This window comes from Paenibacillus rhizophilus (assembly GCF_003854965.1).
Lineage (GTDB): Bacteria > Bacillota > Bacilli > Paenibacillales > Paenibacillaceae > Paenibacillus_AQ > Paenibacillus_AQ rhizophilus.
In genome coordinates, this window is record NZ_RQPI01000030.1 from 1 (window position 1) to 16,270 (window position 16,270).

Sequence of the window (16,270 nt, forward strand, 5' to 3'; positions counted from 1 at the left end):
TTTGCCTCCGGCTTCCTTCAGATTCCACCTCACGGTGGACACCCTTGCCCTTGGCTAACGGTAGGCGCTCGCCAGCCCCCGTTCGGGACTTTCACCCTAGAGATGACGCCCATGCTGGGCGTACTAATAAAAAACGGAAGAAGTCCGAGGGAGGACTTCTTCCGTTTTAAATTACAGCCCGTAATACCGGGTCTTGTCCGGTACGTTGCTGGAGTATTCCGTTTTCAGTTCATTCCGGTATGAACGTTCGATCTTGCGAACATAAGACAGCCTGCGCACGTTCTTCATGACTTCTTCCGCACGGTCCGAATTCACGTACATAACCGCATAGTGCATTTTACGCGAAATGTAATGCAGCGTGCCGTACTTTTCCAAATTGCGCGCTGCTTTTACATCGCTGACCCAAATGATATAACCTGTGCGTTCCGCAAACATGCGCTTCTCCGCCTTTCTGTCTTGGGCTTCCTTCGGCGGATTAGCCGCAGGAGCATTTGCCTCCGCTGCCGCAGCCGCCTTTGGGCAAAGGATCGTTGCCTGGAACCTTGATGCTGTCCGAAACCGAATACGCGATCATCTCCGACATGGAATGGAGCATATCATCCAGGGCCTTCTCCGCCAGCTTGAATCTGGCAACCTCCTCGAATTTCTCCATTTCGGCTTCCACCTTGGCTACCTCATCCTTGGCCGAATGATAGTTCGGATGAAAATGGCCGAACCGCTGAGTTTCCTCGAACAGTTCTTTCTTGCTCTCAAGCTTTGTGATCATGCTCTGGATCTCGGGATTGGCCGCAATCCGATCCTTCCAGTATAAATAATCCGTCACTTCGGCGGATTGATTAATCATATCGCCCAATTCATAGGCGTTTGTCAGCACTTCGGCCATATCGACCGTATTGTATTCCGCTACGCTCATGAATTTCATCTCGACTTCCGTATAAAATGTTCCACTTTTTTCAGGTGGACTATCCTATCATACCACAACCGCTGTCCGTAGAAGAAGAGGAAAAACCGCGAAAAACGGGGACAATGAGTTGAATCGTGTCCCAATCCCCGTCGGAAAGCTCCCGTTCCTGCGGAGCGTCGCCGGAACAGTCAATCAAATGCCCGGATACTCTCCAGACCCCCGGTAAAATACGGTCGGGGATAAACTCGCATGTTCTTCCTTCTCTGGACAGTCTCACCTTCGTCCCCCATTTCAGCGCTTGCTCCATAAGCAGACGGGCTGTGGAAGCGTGATACCGGCGCCCCTCTTTGATCCAGACGGAAGGAACTTCCGCCGCATCCGGCCACAATTCCTCGGCCGACTCCGGTGCGGACGGCATTTCCGCCTGCATGGCGGCTCCGTGGTCCTCAGCGTACCAGAGGCCGGCGGCAGAATCGGTTGTCAGCGTAAAACCGCTGCCGTTATCTTCTGATCCGGGTATATAAAGCCGGAACAAGCTTGCTTCCTGCGGGCCTTCGCCGTTATGGCCGGGCCGGCCTTCGAGAGGCAGCATTCCGGCTGAAGCCAGTTCCCTGCGCACCCAGTCCGCCCGGTCGCGGCTTACGCCAAAGTGCAGAGGGCCGAGCCGCTCCAGGCTGTCCAGCAATCTGGGATGTCCGGCGATGGCGTCGGCATCCTGTTCGCTCCTGCAGGAAAGCACCAAGGTCTCGGCCAGGACCGTCCGGCCGATATCCCGGCCCCATTGTCCAAGAACGGCCCGGACCTGGCCGGGCAGACCGGCTTCGGCGTATTGCTCCAGCCATTCAATGACCTCTTCCGGTGAGATACCTCTTGCGGATGCCCACTCCAGCCGCTCCCTGGTCAATCTGAAGCTCCACATACAATCGATCTGAATCAGCTCCGCAAAGCAGGCCAGGCTCCAGCGAAGGCTGAAGGGCGTCTCTTCAGGGACCAGTACTTCCAGGTCCGGCTGAGTAATAATTCTCGTCCCAACTGGTTCTACAGTTTCAGACGGCTCCGGCAGCAGCGGCTTCGCTGAAGTCCAGCGGAAGCAGAGGCTGTGGCCTGGAGCGCTGCCGACCTCTACCCAGCCAAAGCCTGCGAGACAGCGGAGCCAAGCCGCAGCAGCCCCTTCTAACCCAGGCCTCTCTCCGGGCTCAGCCAAACCTTGCGCCTCCATCCAGTCGATTGTATCCGCCAGCGAATACCAGCAGCCAGGAAAATATTCCGGCCGTAAGATTAGGCAGCGGAACTGCCGTTCGGCTGCCGTCTGGCTGCCGTAGCGCCGGGAAGCTGCGCCATGAAGCAGAACAGACATTTCGCGTTCATTAAGGTTCAGCCAATTCTGCACGGCCTGGGCCTCGGGCATGAACACTTGATTTCGCCGTACAAGAAGCCCCATATGAAGCAGCAAATCGATGGCGAGTACCGCCGTCAGTGGATAGTCGTCCGGATACGGCGAGCGCAGATCCAACCCTTGCAAATGCACGTCATTTAGCTGCATTGTTGCGGCAAGGCGGCTTACATATTTCTTGTGGACTGCTCCTTTGGAAGTAAGCGGCAGACCTTCTTCGGCCACGAACAGCAGGGCGCGGAACAATTCTCCCGATAAACCCGGCCCCGTCTCCACGGAGAGCCGAATCCCCTCAGGCTCCAAGTTAGAGGGAGATACCGGGAAGAAACAGCGTTGCAGCATGTCCAGTCTTTCGGCGGGAATATAGAACAGCAGATTCCCGCCGATTTTCCGCATCGCACCGACCCATCCGCCTCTCCGGAGTTCCGAGAAAGCCAGTCTGAACTCCACCCGGGTCATTTCTGGAGGACGAAGCGTCTCTTCCCTGCCTTCCTGAAACGGACGGTCCGCATGAGCCGAACAAATTCGTTTAAGCACACCGGATGCCTGCGAGGACAGCCTGCACAATTCGTCAATGTCCCCGCCCGGCAACCCGTCTTTCCAAGTTGACATTATGATCCAGAAGCCTCCTCTTCAAGCGGGTTTCCGCATCCCGGCAGCATGAACGATTCACCTATTTCTACGACCGGTTCATGAACCACGATATATTCATAGCCCTGCTCCGTCAGAAACAGCCGCCGCCGCAGTGCGAACTCCTGCTCTCTGCTGTCCTCCGTCACCAGCGTATAAAAGAAGGCCCGGTTGTCCCCCCGCTTCGGGCGAAGCACTCTGCCCAGCCGCTGTGCTTCCTCCTGCCGGGAGCCAAATGCGCCGGACACCTCGATGGCAACTGAAGCATCCGGCAGATTGACGGCAAAGTTGGCGACCTTGGATACGATCAGCACCGGCAATACACCCTCGTTAAATTGGTTGTACAGCTTAATCCGCTCCTGCTGCGGCGTCTTCCCGGTAATCACCGGAGCGCCGATGATTGCCGCAAGCTCTCCCAATTGATCAAGGTATTGGCCGATAACCAGAATGGACGACCCCCTGTGGGCCTCTATGATCTTAGCCACCATTTCGGCTTTGGCCGGATTGGCCGAAGCCAGACGGAATTTCTCTTTAGATGCCGCGTACAAATAGCGTTTCTTCAGTTCCGGTTCCATCGGCACCGGAACCTCCAGACACTGTACCGAGGCAATCCAGCCCTGATGCTCCAGAGTCTTCCAGGGGTAATCATAGGCTTTGGGGCCGATCAGAGAAAACACGTCGCCCTCTCTTCCATCTTCCCTAACGAGAGTGGCGGTAAGCCCAAGACGACGTGTGGCCTGAATCTCTGCGGTTGCCCGGAAGACGGGAGCGGGAAGCAAATGAACTTCATCATATACGATCAGCCCCCAATTCCGTTCGTTGAACAGCCCCATATGCGAGAAGCCGCCCCCTTTGGAGGCGCGGTGCGTCAGAATCTGATAGGTTGCGACCGTAACCGGCCGCACCTGCCGCCGTTCCCCCGTGTACTCCCCTACCCATTCCGGAGCCAGATTTGTCCGCTTCTTCAATTCCTCTGTCCACTGGCGGACGGAGGTCGCATTGGAGGTAAGAATGAGCGTCTCGCACTTTAAAGCTTCAAGTACGGCCAGGCCGACGATGGTCTTTCCCGCGCCGCAGGGCAAAACCACAATTCCGCTGCCGCCTGAAATGTCGAACCTCCGGGCTGCTTCCCGCTGGTAATCCCTGAGCTCAAAGGTACAGTCTCCTTCCTTCCAGCGAATATCCAGCGCTTCGCCTTCATGATAGCCAGCGCGGTCCAGCACCGGATATCCGGTTCGGGCGAGCTCCTGCTTCAGCATCCCCCGGCAGGATGCGCTTCCGGCCATTTCCAGCGGCCCTGTTCTGCGGAAGCCGCAGGCCGCGGCGACCTGACCCATCTCCGGCTCATTCAGAAGTTCTTCGCTGTCGCCGCGAAGAAGCAGCCGCTCAGAATCGTCCATTGCATGCAATGTAAGCCTTCCGTATCTGGACATCAGCAGTTTGATTTCTTCAGCAAGCCCGGAGGGCAGTACGCGCCTCGACCATTGCTTCAGGCTCCCAATGATTTCTTCCGGCGACGCTCCCAGAGCGGCCGCGTTCCACAGCGACAGCGGCGTTATCCGGTACGTGTGATAGAGCGGCGGACTTTTGACCAGATCCGCGAACGCCGGCAGCCTGTCGCGGACGGCTTCGAATTCAGGGTGCCCGCAATCCAGCAGCACCGTCCGGTCTCTGCGCACAACACAAGGTCCCTTGTCAATCACCTTCATTCCCCCTCATATATTCATTCTTTCCTCCACATTCCGTATGTACGCACCGCCTAGCCTATTTTGTGCCGCATGTGGAAAAAGCCCACCCCGGCAACCGGGAATGAGCTTATGAATAAGAGCTGTTCTAGTGCAGGGGATGCTGCTCGGAAATGTCGCTGAGCGCTTCTCCGGCATTGTCCGCAAAAATATTGCGCACCGCCAAATCGCCGATGGATACGACTCCGATCAGCTTCTTGCCGTCCGTAACCGGCAGGCGTCGAATTTGCTGCGAAGCCATCAGTTCGGCGGCTTCATCTACCGTTGTGGATTGCGAAGCGCAGCGGATGCCTGTCGTCATTACCTTTTCCACCGAGGTGGAACCCGAATGCTTCTCGGCGTAACCCCGGATGACCAGGTCGCGGTCGGTAACGACGCCGATAAGCGTGTGCCCATCGGAGAAATCAACAACCGGGATAAATCCGGTATCGTTATCTCTCATTTTGACGGCCGCTTCATAAATATTGTCCTGCAGGGTCACGGTAACCGGCTGGGTGGTCATAACTTCCTGTACTGTTTTCTTCAATGAAGAACCCTCCTTTTCGCTTGACGGATGGCCCGCTATGCGGCCGGAACCCGGGCAGCGCTAGAAAGCGCGCAGGCAGCATCCGTATTACGTAAATAGGTTCTCCGTTCACCGCAAAATTATTCGGCCTAAATTTCGTTCAGACAGGAATCGGCCATCGCGATCAGCAGCTTGACTCCATGCAGCATCGCGTCCTCATCGAAATCGAATTTGGAGTGGTGATGCGGATATATCGCATTCTTCTCCGGGTTGCCCGCCCCAACGAACATGAAGCAGCCCGGCACCTCGCGGACGTAATAAGAGAAATCCTCGGCAGGCATCAGCTTTTCCATAACAGTGACGCGCACCGAGCTACCCAGCGCCTCCGGCGCTTCGCGGAAAAAGCGCGCCGTCTCCTCTTCATGGTTAACCAGCGGAGGATATCCCATCAAATAATCCAGCTTCGCTTCCGCACCGTAGGCCGCGGAGACCGATGCCACCATCTCTTCGACCCGGCGCTTGAGCAGCTGCCGCGTCTCATCGTCGAAGGCCCGCACCGTCCCGGTCAGCCGGCACTGCTCCGCGACGACATTCTGGGCATACCCTCCTTGAAAGGTGCCCACGTTCAGAACGGCTGGCCGCAGCGGGTCCACCGAACGGCTGACGATGCTATGCAGCTGTGTCACGAGCGCCGCTCCAGCCGCTATGCTGTCTACTGTCCGATGAGGCATGCCGGCATGGCCTCCCTTGCCGATAATGTCGATAAAGAATTCATCCGCCGATGCCATCAGCGGACCCGGCGCGCTCGCTACCGTTCCTACAGGCAGCGGCGTCCACAAGTGAAGCCCGTACACGGCATCGGCCCCGTCCAGCACCCCCTCGGCGATCATGCCGAGGGCTCCGCCGGGGCAGACCTCTTCCGCGGGCTGAAACAGAAAGCGCAGCTCTCCACGCAGCTCATCCTTACGGCTGCTGTAATAGCTTGCCGCCGCCAGCAGGATGGACGTATGCCCGTCATGCCCGCAGGCGTGCATCGCGCCGGCTATCTCCGAAGCATACTCGCACGCCTTCTCATCCTGGATCGGCAGAGCGTCCATGTCCGCCCGAAGAACGACGGTCTTGCCCGGGTGTCCTCCTTTTAATATTCCCGTAACGCCATATCCTGACGAACTTTTCTTCACTTCAACGCCGAAGCTTTCCAGTTTCTCAGCCACAAAAGCCGATGTTTTCCGCTCCTGGTACGACAGTTCCGGATTCCGATGCAGATGTCGGCGCCACTTCACCATATCCGGTTGCAGCATTTCGATCGGTTTTTGCTCCATATTATCCATTCCCTTCCCGTGAGCCGCTCCCCTAAGAGACTCTGCTGCTTCCAGCTTGCCTCACCTTGCAGCGGCAGTCTGCTTTTATTGTAGCAGAAATGGCAATTACGGGGTATTCCGTCCCGCCTTCAGTCTTGCATAGCCCCGTCAAACATAATATCATGAGGTAGAATAAGGCACTTGCCAGAGTGGGATAACTTTTTGGATTTACATCATAAGGGGGTTGGCACGCCATGATTTTTGAGAACACAGGTCTTGTAGGGCTGCAAAGCGATCTTCTTTATCTGGATGAGAGCGCCGAAAAGGCAGGGTTCATCCGCTGGCAGTGGGAATACTACCGAGCTACATATGACTGCAAAATCGAAGACTCTGCGGGCGGCGGGGACTACTTTCTGCGGGTTAACACGCGCGCCATTGAGGGCAAGCTGGAAAAACCGGACGCCGTGCTGGCGATTGAAGCCGTTTACCTGGGCAAAGCGACCTTTCCCCACGGTCTGGAATACGAGTCTCCGGTCCCTCAAACCGTTCTAAATACAGCCGGAGAGCGGATTCTGGAATTGAAACGCCTCCTTGAAGCATGAGCGCAGACAGATGATGAAAAAAAACAACGAAAGCCCGCCCGCCAAAGGAACACCCGATTTTCAACTGTTGATCTTGACGCTGCTGCTCGTCGGATTCGGCCTTATTATGGTTTTCAGTTCCAGCTCCAGTCTTTTTTTCAAGAATGATCCGCTTTATTTTCTAAAAAGACAGCTTGTTTGGGTCTTTCTCGGCACCATCGCGATGTTTACGACCATGAATATCCATTACAGCAAGTTTAAAAAGTGGTATGCGCCGCTGTTCATTCTGACGATTGTCCTGCTGCTGTTCGTTGCTTCCACCGAACGGGTCAATGGAGCGCGGAGCTGGCTTAACATCGCCGGACTCGGCATCCAGCCGACGGAGCTTGCCAAAATTTCAATTATCCTGTACCTGGCCGCTTTAATAACTAAAAAGGGCGAACGCCTGCGCGATCTGAGAAGCGGATATATTCCGGTCACGGTTATTGTCGGCATCGTCGCAGGCCTGATTATGATGCAGCCGGATTTGGGCTCCTGCCTCATTCTCGTTGCCACAAGCGGCCTGGTCATTTTCGCCGGCGGGGCGAGTCTAAAGCATATTTTAGTGTCGGTCATGCTGGTTGTTCTCGGAGCGGGCCTGGTGCTCGGCGCGAAAATGGCGGTTGACTCCCTTTCCCCGAGCACGGATCAGGCGGCCGCCAGCCATGATTACCGCAAAGGCCGTATTGATGCGTTCCTTGATCCTTTTCAGGATGCGGAAGGTGCCGGATATAATATCCTTCAATCCCTGACCGCGCTCGGAGAAGGCGGCGTCGGGGGTGCCGGAATCGGAAAAGGCGTGCAAAAGCTGCATTACCTGCCCTACCCGTATACGGACTTTATTTTCGCCGTGATCGGCGAAGAGCTTGGATTTACCGGAACGCTCCTGTTCCTGCTGATCTATCTCTATTTTATCTGGAGAGGCATTCTCGTGGCGCTCAGGTGCAAGGACCCGTTCGGAACCCTGGTCGGTATCGGTGTAATGGGCCTCATCGCGATTCAGGCCTTCGTCAATATAGGCGGTGTCACGAAGACGATTCCGCTGACCGGAGTTACGCTTCCTTTCATCAGCTACGGCGGTTCTTCGCTGCTCGTTACAATGCTGTCGATGGGCATTATCCTTAACATTTCGCGGGAAACCGCCCGTCCTTTGAAGGAAGAGCATACAAAATCGGTCAAAATTACCCGCGCGGTTTCCCGTTAACCGACTCGGCCTCGTTTTATAACAAAAGGGTGTCTCCTTCCTACCTGACGGTAAGGAAGTGACACCCTTTTTCAATGCCGCTTGATCGGTAAATCCGCGCGCTTGCATTATCCGCTTTACGAAATTTCATCGTTCTTGAAAGCAACGCCTTCCACCTTGACATTCACTTCGACGACTCGCAGACCCGTCATGCTTTCCACCGCTTCGCGCACGTTCTGCTGCAGCATGCGGCACACTTCATGAATCGGTGTTTCGTACAGGACGATAATCCGCAGATCGACCGCCGCCTCCAGCTGTCCCACTTCCACGGTAACGCCTTTTTGCACGTTTTTTCCGCTGAGACGCTTGGCCCAACCTTCCGACAAACCTCCTGACATGGCTGCGATTCCCGGAGTCTCCAAGGCAGCCATTCCGGCAATTTTTGAGACTACGTCATTAGAGATTCGTATATTTCCCATTTCCAGTTGAAGTTGTTCCGCCATGCCCTTTCCCCCTTACACTTCATTATCAATTATTGTAATTCCTAAACAGGCTAAAATGCAAATGGCTTCTTTGCGTTCGTTTACATACAGGAACAATTTGGGTATATTGAGTTACATACATAAAATTTGATTGGGGTGTGTTTTACTTTGAAAAAATGGATTTCGCCGTCGCTACTAGCCATCACCTTCGTACTTAGCGCCATCGGACACTACGCTAACTGGGACCACACTCTTCAATTCGTGCTGTCCGCCATCGCTGTCGTATTTGTCGCCGGATTCCTCGGCAGAGCTACGGAGAGCGTAGCCCATTACGCCGGTCAACGGCTGGGAGGCTTCCTCAACGCTACATTCGGCAACGCTGCCGAGCTTATTATCGCTTTTTTCCTCGTTAGAGAAGGATTGTATGACATGGTAAAAGCGAGCTTGACCGGCTCCATTATCGGCAACCTGCTGCTTGTGCTCGGACTCAGCATCTTCGCGGGCGGCTTGAAATACAAAGTGCAAAATTTCAATGTTACGCTGGCGGGCCTGAATGGCTCACTGATGATTGTGGGTGTCATCGCCCTGTTCGTTCCGGCCGTGTTCCTGAATACCCATTCAATTACCGAACTGGAAACCGATACGCTCAGCCTGGTCGTAGCCGGGGTCCTGATCATCTCCTATTTGGCCTGGCTCGGCTTCTCCATGATCACGCATAAAAAATATTTGGATGACGTTACCGAGGACAAAGAGGAAGAGCTTCCGAATGAGCATGCTCCATCATGGTCCAAGGGCAAATCGATCCTGTACCTGATTCTTGCCACCGTCATGGTCGCTTTTGTCAGTGAATGGCTGGTCGGCACGCTGGAGAGCCTGACCGAACGTTTTGGACTGAGCGAACTGTTCGTCGGCGCGTTCCTGGTTGCGATTATAGGCAACGCCGCTGAGCACAGCGCCGCCATCCTGCTTGCCATGAAGAACAAAATCGGCGCAGCTGTGGAAATCGCGGTCGGCAGCAGCCTGCAGATCGCTTTGTTCGTGGCGCCGGTGCTTATTTTCGCCAGCTACTTCACCGGGAATACGATGGATATCGTATTTACCACCATAGAGCTGGTTGCGATCGGCGTCGCCGTCTTTATCGCCAAGTCGATTACGCAGGACGGCGCGACCAACTGGTACGAAGGTCTGCTTCTGTTAGCCGTATATATTATCCTCGGCGTTTCCTTTTTCCTCGTATAATATAGAAACGACAAAAATCGCGCATGATCACATGCGCGATTTTTTATAACGGGTTTGTCCGGTTCAATGTCGGAAGAAGACCTGTCTATTGTTTCGCCTTCTCATTCAGCATTTCATACAGTACCGCCAGTTCCCGTTCAAGTTTGCTTACAATTTCTTTGCCCGTAAGCTCCGACAGCAGTCCCGCTCTGACCGCGAAGTCGACCTCTCTGGAGAAACCGTACATTTGAGTATCCAGTACTTCCTCATAGAGAGGGCAGTAGCGAGTTGCCAGATTCTCCATCTGCACTTCGATGAGCTTCTGAATTTTATCGGCATCATCTTGCAAAAGAGCTACGGCCTTGATGTTCAGTTGTTCCTGCAATTCCGACGAAGTCATGCATCTTCCCCCCCATGTCCCAATTTACAGCTCCAGCACTATTTTATTTAATATTAGTCGAAATCGTTTGCCAATACAAGAATGCACTTTTCCAGCCGCATTAAAAAACCCTGCCGGTCTCGGCAGGGCTTCTAAAAAACGGGTATTACTCTTCTACAACTGTAAATTTCAAGCCGTGCTTGGCAAAAACATCAGTCATTGCCTTCTTCGCTTCTTCGGCATCCGCTCCGTGCACATGCAGTTCATAATTCTGGCTCGCTACCAGAGTCGTGAACAAACCGAGAATGCTTTTTACGTCAATGTACTTGTTGTCAGCCTGAAGAACGATCGATGAAGCAAATTTGCTCGCCGTTTGTGCAATTTCCACGATTGCTGCATTGTTACCGTTTGTGGACATGTGGGATCCCTCCGAAACTGATTTTAGAAATTTATATGCTGTATAATCATTTCCATGATACATTGAATCCGCTTACTGGCGCAAGGATTTATCTAATATTTATCCTTCTATTTCAAATGCTCCGGGTTGAGAGCTTCAAGTTCCGGAATAACAAACAGACCGTCTTTACGGATGAGTCTGTCGTCGAAATAAATTTCCCCGCCGCCGTATTCCGGCCGCTGGATCAGCACAAGGTCCCAATGAATGGAGGAACGGTTGCCGTTGTCGGTCACCTCATACGCCTGACCCGGTGTAAAATGAAGGCTGCCGGCGATTTTTTCATCAAACAAAATATCTTTCATCGGATGCAGAATGTACGGATTGAAGCCGATGGCGAATTCTCCGATATGGCGCGCTCCTTCGTCCGAATCCAGAATCTCGTTAAGGCGGGCGGTATCGTTGCTGGCCGCTTCGACAATTTTGCCATTCTCGAAAGTGAATTTGATATTCTCAAACGTGATCCCGTTGTACAACGTAGCCGCGTTATAGCTAATCGTACCGTTAACCGAATCGCGCACCGGCGCGCTGTATACTTCGCCGTCCGGAATGTTTCTTTGACCCGAGCATTTCTGGGCTCCGATGCCTTTGATGGAGAAGGAAATATCCGTTCCCGGCCCTGTAATCCGCACCTTGTCCGTCTTTCTCATAAGTTCTGCGAGCGGGTCCTGGGCTTTATCCATATTGGCGTAATCCAGATTGCAGACGTTGAAGTAAAAATCCTCAAACGCTTCCGTAGACGTGTTGGCAAGCTGTGCCATACTGGCGTTCGGATACCTGAGAACCACCCATTTCGTATGCTTTACCCTCTGCTCACTATGTACAGGATGGGAATACAGCGAATTGTAGAGACGCATTTTCTCTTCCGGAACGTCTGACAAATCGTTCACATTCTCGCCGGCGCGGATGCCGATATAGCCCTGCATTTGCTTCATACGGTTCAAATCGATTTCAGCCCATGTACGCAGGCTTTCCTCAGTCGCTGTCATAAGCATGCTGCGCAGCACGGTACGGTCGGTCAGCTGCACAAACGCATGGCCTCCGGCCTTGCCGATTTCTTCTACAATAGCTTTTACCAAATCGCGTTCGCTGCCGATCATTTCGACCAGCACATTCTCTCCCGGTTGTACGTTTACGGAGTAGCCGACCAAATTTTCGGCCAATTTCTGAATTCGGGGATCTTTCATCTTCATTCTTCCTTCCTTCGCCGAGCTTATTGTTTCTATATCTTTCTAAAAATCAACATGCTTCCTTATTGTAGCACGACCAAATGGAAGCGCAAGTGGATCGCCCGGCGGTCTCAAATTTACCGGTATCCATAGAAATCAACCCGCGACACATACGTTTCCCGGCGCGTCTGTCCCCCGGAAGAAAGGTAGGTGATTGTCCGCTGCCTGGACATGCTTTTGGGCAAATTACGCCGTGCATCCACCTTGACATGGTATACGGTATCCACCTTGGCATTCCGGAGCCTGCGCTGAAGCTCTCCGTTCTCTTTCAACCAGAGCGTTTCCAGTGCGGAAGCGTCCGCTTCAGCCATGGCGCCCACGCCTTTTGCACGGGAAGAAGCCGTTCGGATCGCCTTCATTTCCGCCCCCAGCTCGGCGGTCAGTTGGGCCTGCGCCTGCTGCGGGGCCAGCTCTATTCTGAGCAGCCGCATTCCTCTTCCCGCCCCCGCTTCATTCGTCACCTTCTTGCTCATACTCTCCAGCTCTTCGAGCTGACGGATGGGATTCAAACCCGGGAGGGGGTTGCCGGTCTGGTCTTCGCTCACGGGAAGCACCTTCCATCCTCCGTTTCTTTTCTCCAGCCGAGTGTAGAGATCCGTCCTTGTAGACCGCTCCGTCAGCACACCCGGCGTTTCCGAAGATTCCGCCGAGTCCGGCAGAAGGGTGTACAGACGCAGCGAGTTATGATTGTTCATCTCTCCGCCGTAATACACTGCCCCCTCGGGCATCTGCCTGCCATCCACCAGAAGCGCCGCTTGTCCCTCGAATCTCACACCGTCGGTTCCCGTCAACCCGGCCAGTGCCAGGTCCAGCATCTCCGATGCCGGTTTCCCGTCCATCACGCCGCAGCCGCCGGTCAGACCGCAGCAAAGTGCCAGCAGTACCGGAACCGCCTTTTTTGCAAGCAGAGTCATCATAGTCCCCTTACCCTCTTTTCACAGTTGGTAACTATATCGTTTCCCTGTTCATAGGGCTTATGCAAAAAGCCCTTGAAGAACGGGGATTTCCGTCTTCAAGGGCGCTCTTCCGTTCAATTCCGGATTCGAAACTCCACCGTATTGCGGTCTATCATAATTTTGTTGCGGCCTTTGTTCTTTGCCTCGTACAAGGCCATGTCCGCCCTGTAAAAAAGAGAGTCCACGCTCGCCTTGTCCTCATCCGTCCAGTTCCACTCCGCAATTCCGCAGGAGACGGTAACGGGCGGTTCCGTCTCTTGCTGAACCCGCTCCCGTATCCGTTCCGCCACAGAATAGGCCTGCTCGGCGCCGAGCTGAGGCAGATAGACCGCCAGCTCTTCGCCGCCCCACCTTGCAGCCAAATCTCCCTGGCGGATGGACAAACGCAAGATGTCGCTCACCTGCTTGAGAATAAGGTCGCCTTTCTGATGGCCGTATGTATCGTTTACCGATTTGAAATGATCGATATCGACAACGACAAGGGTGCCGCAGAAATCGCCGCTCTGCTTCTCTTTGATGGACTGGTCGAGATAATGCCTTGCATACAGCCCGGTCAAAGAATCCCTGTTCGCAAGCCGGTGCACCTCGGCGTGCAGGAGCGCATTGCCCACGGCGAGACCGATATGCCCGGCCATTGCTTGAAGCAGCCTGAAATTATCATAGGAGAAATAGTGCGGTTCCCTGTGGGCCAGCATAATCGCTCCCCGCACTTCACCGCCCACACTTAGCGGAGTGGCGATAAGCGACTGCGACTCTGTAAAATCCATCAGTTTGGACTTCGCCCCAGACTGTTCCGCATATTCGGAAATGATGACCGTTTCGCCGGAGGCGTACACCTTGCCGCCAATTCCTCTGTCGGTTTCAATGATTTCATTGATCAGGCCGGGATAATTGCAGGAGACCGCCTCTAGTCCGCCCCTCTCCTCGTTATAATGCAGGATGCAGCAGTAATCGGTCTCGAACATTTTTATCAATTCTTCAAAAGCCGCCTCGAACGTCTCGCTCAGCCGCAGGCTCTGATTCAGACGCCGGGTCAGCTCATTGGTCATCCGCAGTTCACGGATGATCTGGTTGGACCGCTCGTACAGCTTGGCGTTCTCAAAAGCGGTTCCCGCCGTGCTCGCCACCATGGACAGAAAAGGCATGTCTACCTCCGGATGGGCCGGATTGCGCATGACGAGATGAAATACGCCGTATACGCCCTGCTTACCGCCGAGCGGCAGGCCAATCTCCACAAGCTTGTCAGCCTCGCTATATGACCGCATGGTCGTGCTGCCGTCTTTGAATGCCTTAATCCGGACATCCTCCTCGTCCAGGTCTAGCGGAAGCGGCTTGACCTGCGGATGCGCGCTCCGATGATCCTGTGACATGTAGAGCGTCAGCCGGACGTCTGGATACATTGTGGAAATGCTGGCAAGCACTTCCGTCAGCACGGCATCGACATCGATGTTGTCATGCATCCGCTGCACAATCTGGAACAGCAGCGAGCGGCGGCTGCTTTCTCGTTTCGCATGAATATGTACGCTTGCTAGATCGGCTACAAACATATGTTCAAATTGCCTATAAAAGCATGTGGCATAATGCCGGGCCATCCCTTCGGCGGCATTACGTCCGCCCTTGGCAAAATGCTCCGCGGGCATCGCGCAGCCGAACAGGGCAAATATCTCCCCCTTGGACCGCGTACTCACAGGCGTCACAAAAAAAGCTGTTTCCACTCCATTCTCTTCAATCTGAAGCGTACACTCCCTTGCCGATCTCAGACTGACGGCCGCCACCTGCTCCCACAAAGGGTTGTCCGGCTCAATGACTCCGCCGCTGCCCGCCAGCCATTTGCCCGCATAATCAAACACGCACCATCTCCACGATTCCGCAAAAGACATCGCGGAGCCTCGCTTATACCATTCATGAAAACTGTCCGCAATCAAGCCTTCGGCGTAAGGAAAGTCATGTCGATTGACGTCCATCTTCCTGAGCCACTCGGCGGGATCTTCGGAGTTCCATTCCGGCATTTGGGCGTTTCGTATCAGCACATGGCTATCCGTATGACCATTAGCTTTCTCCTCTGACATAATGAAGGATCCCCTTTGCAGCCCGAATAGTAATCCGTTACTACCTTAATTAACACTATTTTACTCTTTCCCCGCCCGCCTTGCATTAGTTTTTCGGGTTTTTCGGGACTTTTTTTAGGCCCAAAGCCCTAAATATGAAAAAACTCATAAACTTCGGAATGCACACTTGACTTGGAACCTCATTTTCATATAATATTTATTGTTGAACAAGACTGTAACAAGTCTTCAATTGGGCGTAACGTTGTGTCACCCTCACGCTTTTCGTCTGCAGTGGGCAGCGGCTGAACTTTCCCTGCAGCGCGGCGCCGATTCGGTTTGCCGCATTTCGAAAAACGGCGCAAATAGAGCCCTGATGAAATCACAATTAAAAAGGAGTCTACTATAACATGGCACGTTACACCGGACCTAAATTCAAACTCAGCCGCCGTCTGGGCATTTCCCTGAGCGGCACTGGCAAAGACCTGAAACGCCCTTTCCCTCCGGGACAGCATGGCGCTAACCAACGCAGAAAAGTAAGCAACTACGGTCAACAGCTTTTGGAGAAACAAAAACTGCGTCACATGTACGGTTTGGGCGAAAAGCAATTCCGCACTTTGTTCCACAAAGCGCACGGCATGCAAGGGATTGCAGGCGAGAACTTCATGTTCCTGCTTGAGAGCCGTTTGGACAACCTCGTTTACCGTCTTGGCTTTGCCAACTCCCGCGCCGGCGCGCGTCAATTGGTATCGCATGGCCACGTAACGGTTAACGGCAAGAAAGTCGACATCGCTTCTTACCGTGTAAGCACCGGCGACGTTATCGGCCTCCGTGAAAGAAGCCGCGCTTTGTCTTCCGTTAAGGAAGCCCTGGCAAACCGTTCGCATCTTCCGGCATACCTGGAATACTCCGACGCTGCAGTGGAAGGCAAGTACATCCGTCTGCCTGAGCGCGCCGAGCTTTCCCAAGATATCGACGAGAAGCAAATCGTCGAATTCTACAACCGCTAATATTTGCTGGATACAGCATATATTGCATCGCAGAGCCTCCGGATATTCCGGAGGCTTTTTTGTGTTTATTGCATACACTTCCCATGCGAAAATCGAGTAGGAGGGGGCGGCGAGCCCCCGACCTCTCACACCACCGTACGTACCGTTCGGTATACGGCGGTTCATGAAATATTCCGTAAAGAGATGTAAATGTCCGACAAGCTCTTTAATCCAATG

The 16,270-nt window shown here is 53.9% G+C and carries 16 protein-coding genes; 4 read left to right on the forward strand and 12 right to left on the reverse strand.

What is annotated here, in order from left to right:
- Positions 1 to 171 precede the first annotated feature (171 nt).
- The 6 genes from EH198_RS24170 to EH198_RS24195 all read right to left on the reverse strand — a co-directional run bounded on the left by EH198_RS24170 (position 172) and on the right by EH198_RS24195 (position 6,508).
- The gene (locus tag EH198_RS24170; protein WP_124698016.1) at positions 172 to 435 is read right to left on the reverse strand and encodes a YlbG family protein; all 264 of its coding nucleotides are present in this window, start codon (positions 433 to 435) and stop codon (positions 172 to 174) included.
- Positions 436 to 475: 40 nt separating this feature from the next.
- Positions 476 to 913 carry a YlbF/YmcA family competence regulator gene (locus EH198_RS24175; protein ID WP_124698017.1) on the reverse strand — a complete coding sequence of 146 codons (438 nt, stop codon included), beginning with the start codon at positions 911 to 913 and terminating at the stop codon, positions 476 to 478.
- 49 nt (positions 914 to 962) lie between these two features.
- Positions 963 to 2,909, reverse strand: coding sequence for a helicase-associated domain-containing protein (locus tag EH198_RS24180; protein ID WP_124698018.1), 1,947 nt, complete (start codon positions 2,907 to 2,909; stop codon positions 963 to 965).
- Positions 2,909 to 4,630: a DNA repair helicase XPB gene (locus EH198_RS24185; protein WP_246014518.1), complete on the reverse strand. Its 1,722-nt coding sequence runs from the start codon at positions 4,628 to 4,630 to the stop codon at positions 2,909 to 2,911. The genes EH198_RS24180 and EH198_RS24185 overlap by 1 nt, the downstream gene beginning before the upstream one ends.
- Before the next feature lie 130 nt (positions 4,631 to 4,760).
- Complete coding sequence (locus tag EH198_RS24190; protein WP_124698029.1) at positions 4,761 to 5,174, reverse strand: CBS domain-containing protein; 414 nt, start codon at positions 5,172 to 5,174, stop codon at positions 4,761 to 4,763.
- A gap of 152 nt (positions 5,175 to 5,326) precedes the next feature.
- A complete protein-coding gene (locus EH198_RS24195) occupies positions 5,327 to 6,508 on the reverse strand; it encodes a M20 family metallopeptidase (RefSeq protein WP_124698020.1) in 1,182 nt (393 codons plus the stop codon).
- Positions 6,509 to 6,732: 224 nt separating this feature from the next.
- On the opposite strand from EH198_RS24195, the gene EH198_RS24200 reads away from it, so the two are divergent.
- Both EH198_RS24200 and ftsW read left to right on the forward strand, forming a co-directional pair.
- Positions 6,733 to 7,080: a YugN family protein gene (locus EH198_RS24200; protein ID WP_124698021.1), complete on the forward strand. Its 348-nt coding sequence runs from the start codon at positions 6,733 to 6,735 to the stop codon at positions 7,078 to 7,080.
- A 13-nt stretch (positions 7,081 to 7,093) separates the two neighbouring features.
- A complete protein-coding gene (gene ftsW / locus EH198_RS24205; protein ID WP_124698030.1) occupies positions 7,094 to 8,302 on the forward strand; it encodes a putative lipid II flippase FtsW in 1,209 nt (402 codons plus the stop codon).
- 116 nt (positions 8,303 to 8,418) lie between these two features.
- On the opposite strand, the gene EH198_RS24210 is transcribed toward ftsW, so the two are convergent.
- The gene (locus tag EH198_RS24210; protein WP_025701447.1) at positions 8,419 to 8,784 is read right to left on the reverse strand and encodes an Asp23/Gls24 family envelope stress response protein; all 366 of its coding nucleotides are present in this window, start codon (positions 8,782 to 8,784) and stop codon (positions 8,419 to 8,421) included.
- 147 nt (positions 8,785 to 8,931) lie between these two features.
- On the opposite strand from EH198_RS24210, the gene cax reads away from it, so the two are divergent.
- Positions 8,932 to 10,002, forward strand: a complete 1,071-nt coding sequence (gene cax, locus EH198_RS24215; protein WP_124698022.1) for a calcium/proton exchanger — start codon at positions 8,932 to 8,934, stop codon at positions 10,000 to 10,002.
- An 85-nt stretch (positions 10,003 to 10,087) separates the two neighbouring features.
- Here cax and EH198_RS24220 read toward each other — a convergent pair whose 3' ends face one another.
- The 5 genes from EH198_RS24220 to EH198_RS24240 form a co-directional block, all read right to left on the reverse strand.
- Complete coding sequence (locus EH198_RS24220) at positions 10,088 to 10,381, reverse strand: Fpa/YlaN family protein (protein WP_124698023.1); 294 nt, start codon at positions 10,379 to 10,381, stop codon at positions 10,088 to 10,090.
- A 145-nt stretch (positions 10,382 to 10,526) separates the two neighbouring features.
- On the reverse strand, positions 10,527 to 10,778 hold the full coding sequence (locus EH198_RS24225) for an HPr family phosphocarrier protein (RefSeq protein WP_124698024.1): 252 nt from the start codon (positions 10,776 to 10,778) through the stop codon (positions 10,527 to 10,529).
- Positions 10,779 to 10,885: 107 nt separating this feature from the next.
- Positions 10,886 to 12,001: an aminopeptidase gene (locus tag EH198_RS24230; protein WP_124698025.1), complete on the reverse strand. Its 1,116-nt coding sequence runs from the start codon at positions 11,999 to 12,001 to the stop codon at positions 10,886 to 10,888.
- Positions 12,002 to 12,120: 119 nt separating this feature from the next.
- Positions 12,121 to 12,957 carry a hypothetical protein gene (locus tag EH198_RS24235; protein WP_124698026.1) on the reverse strand — a complete coding sequence of 279 codons (837 nt, stop codon included), beginning with the start codon at positions 12,955 to 12,957 and terminating at the stop codon, positions 12,121 to 12,123.
- A gap of 116 nt (positions 12,958 to 13,073) precedes the next feature.
- A complete protein-coding gene (locus EH198_RS24240) occupies positions 13,074 to 15,068 on the reverse strand; it encodes a sensor domain-containing diguanylate cyclase (protein ID WP_124698027.1) in 1,995 nt (664 codons plus the stop codon).
- A gap of 386 nt (positions 15,069 to 15,454) precedes the next feature.
- Between EH198_RS24240 and rpsD the strand changes: the two genes are divergently transcribed.
- Positions 15,455 to 16,054, forward strand: a complete 600-nt coding sequence (rpsD, locus tag EH198_RS24245) for a 30S ribosomal protein S4 (RefSeq protein ID WP_124698028.1) — start codon at positions 15,455 to 15,457, stop codon at positions 16,052 to 16,054.
- Positions 16,055 to 16,270: the final 216 nt, after the last annotated feature.

Bases quoted from the DNA above. Each gene is read 5' to 3' on its own strand.
- EH198_RS24240 (WP_124698027.1), bottom strand. From the start codon at position 15,068: ATGTCAGAGGAGAAAGCTAATGGTCATACGGATAGCCATGTGCTGATA.
- EH198_RS24175 (WP_124698017.1), bottom strand. From the start codon at position 913: ATGAGCGTAGCGGAATACAATACGGTCGATATGGCCGAAGTGCTGACA.
- rpsD (WP_124698028.1), top strand. From the start codon at position 15,455: ATGGCACGTTACACCGGACCTAAATTCAAACTCAGCCGCCGTCTGGGC.
- EH198_RS24230 (WP_124698025.1), bottom strand. From the start codon at position 12,001: ATGAAAGATCCCCGAATTCAGAAATTGGCCGAAAATTTGGTCGGCTAC.
- EH198_RS24170 (WP_124698016.1), bottom strand. From the start codon at position 435: ATGTTTGCGGAACGCACAGGTTATATCATTTGGGTCAGCGATGTAAAA.
- EH198_RS24225 (WP_124698024.1), bottom strand. From the start codon at position 10,778: ATGTCCACAAACGGTAACAATGCAGCAATCGTGGAAATTGCACAAACG.
- EH198_RS24235 (WP_124698026.1), bottom strand. From the start codon at position 12,957: ATGACTCTGCTTGCAAAAAAGGCGGTTCCGGTACTGCTGGCACTTTGC.
- EH198_RS24195 (WP_124698020.1), bottom strand. From the start codon at position 6,508: ATGGATAATATGGAGCAAAAACCGATCGAAATGCTGCAACCGGATATG.
- EH198_RS24200 (WP_124698021.1), top strand. From the start codon at position 6,733: ATGATTTTTGAGAACACAGGTCTTGTAGGGCTGCAAAGCGATCTTCTT.
- EH198_RS24190 (WP_124698029.1), bottom strand. From the start codon at position 5,174: ATGACCACCCAGCCGGTTACCGTGACCCTGCAGGACAATATTTATGAA.
- ftsW (WP_124698030.1), top strand. From the start codon at position 7,094: ATGAAAAAAAACAACGAAAGCCCGCCCGCCAAAGGAACACCCGATTTT.
- EH198_RS24180 (WP_124698018.1), bottom strand. From the start codon at position 2,909: ATGTCAACTTGGAAAGACGGGTTGCCGGGCGGGGACATTGACGAATTG.
- EH198_RS24210 (WP_025701447.1), bottom strand. From the start codon at position 8,784: ATGGCGGAACAACTTCAACTGGAAATGGGAAATATACGAATCTCTAAT.
- EH198_RS24220 (WP_124698023.1), bottom strand. From the start codon at position 10,381: ATGACTTCGTCGGAATTGCAGGAACAACTGAACATCAAGGCCGTAGCT.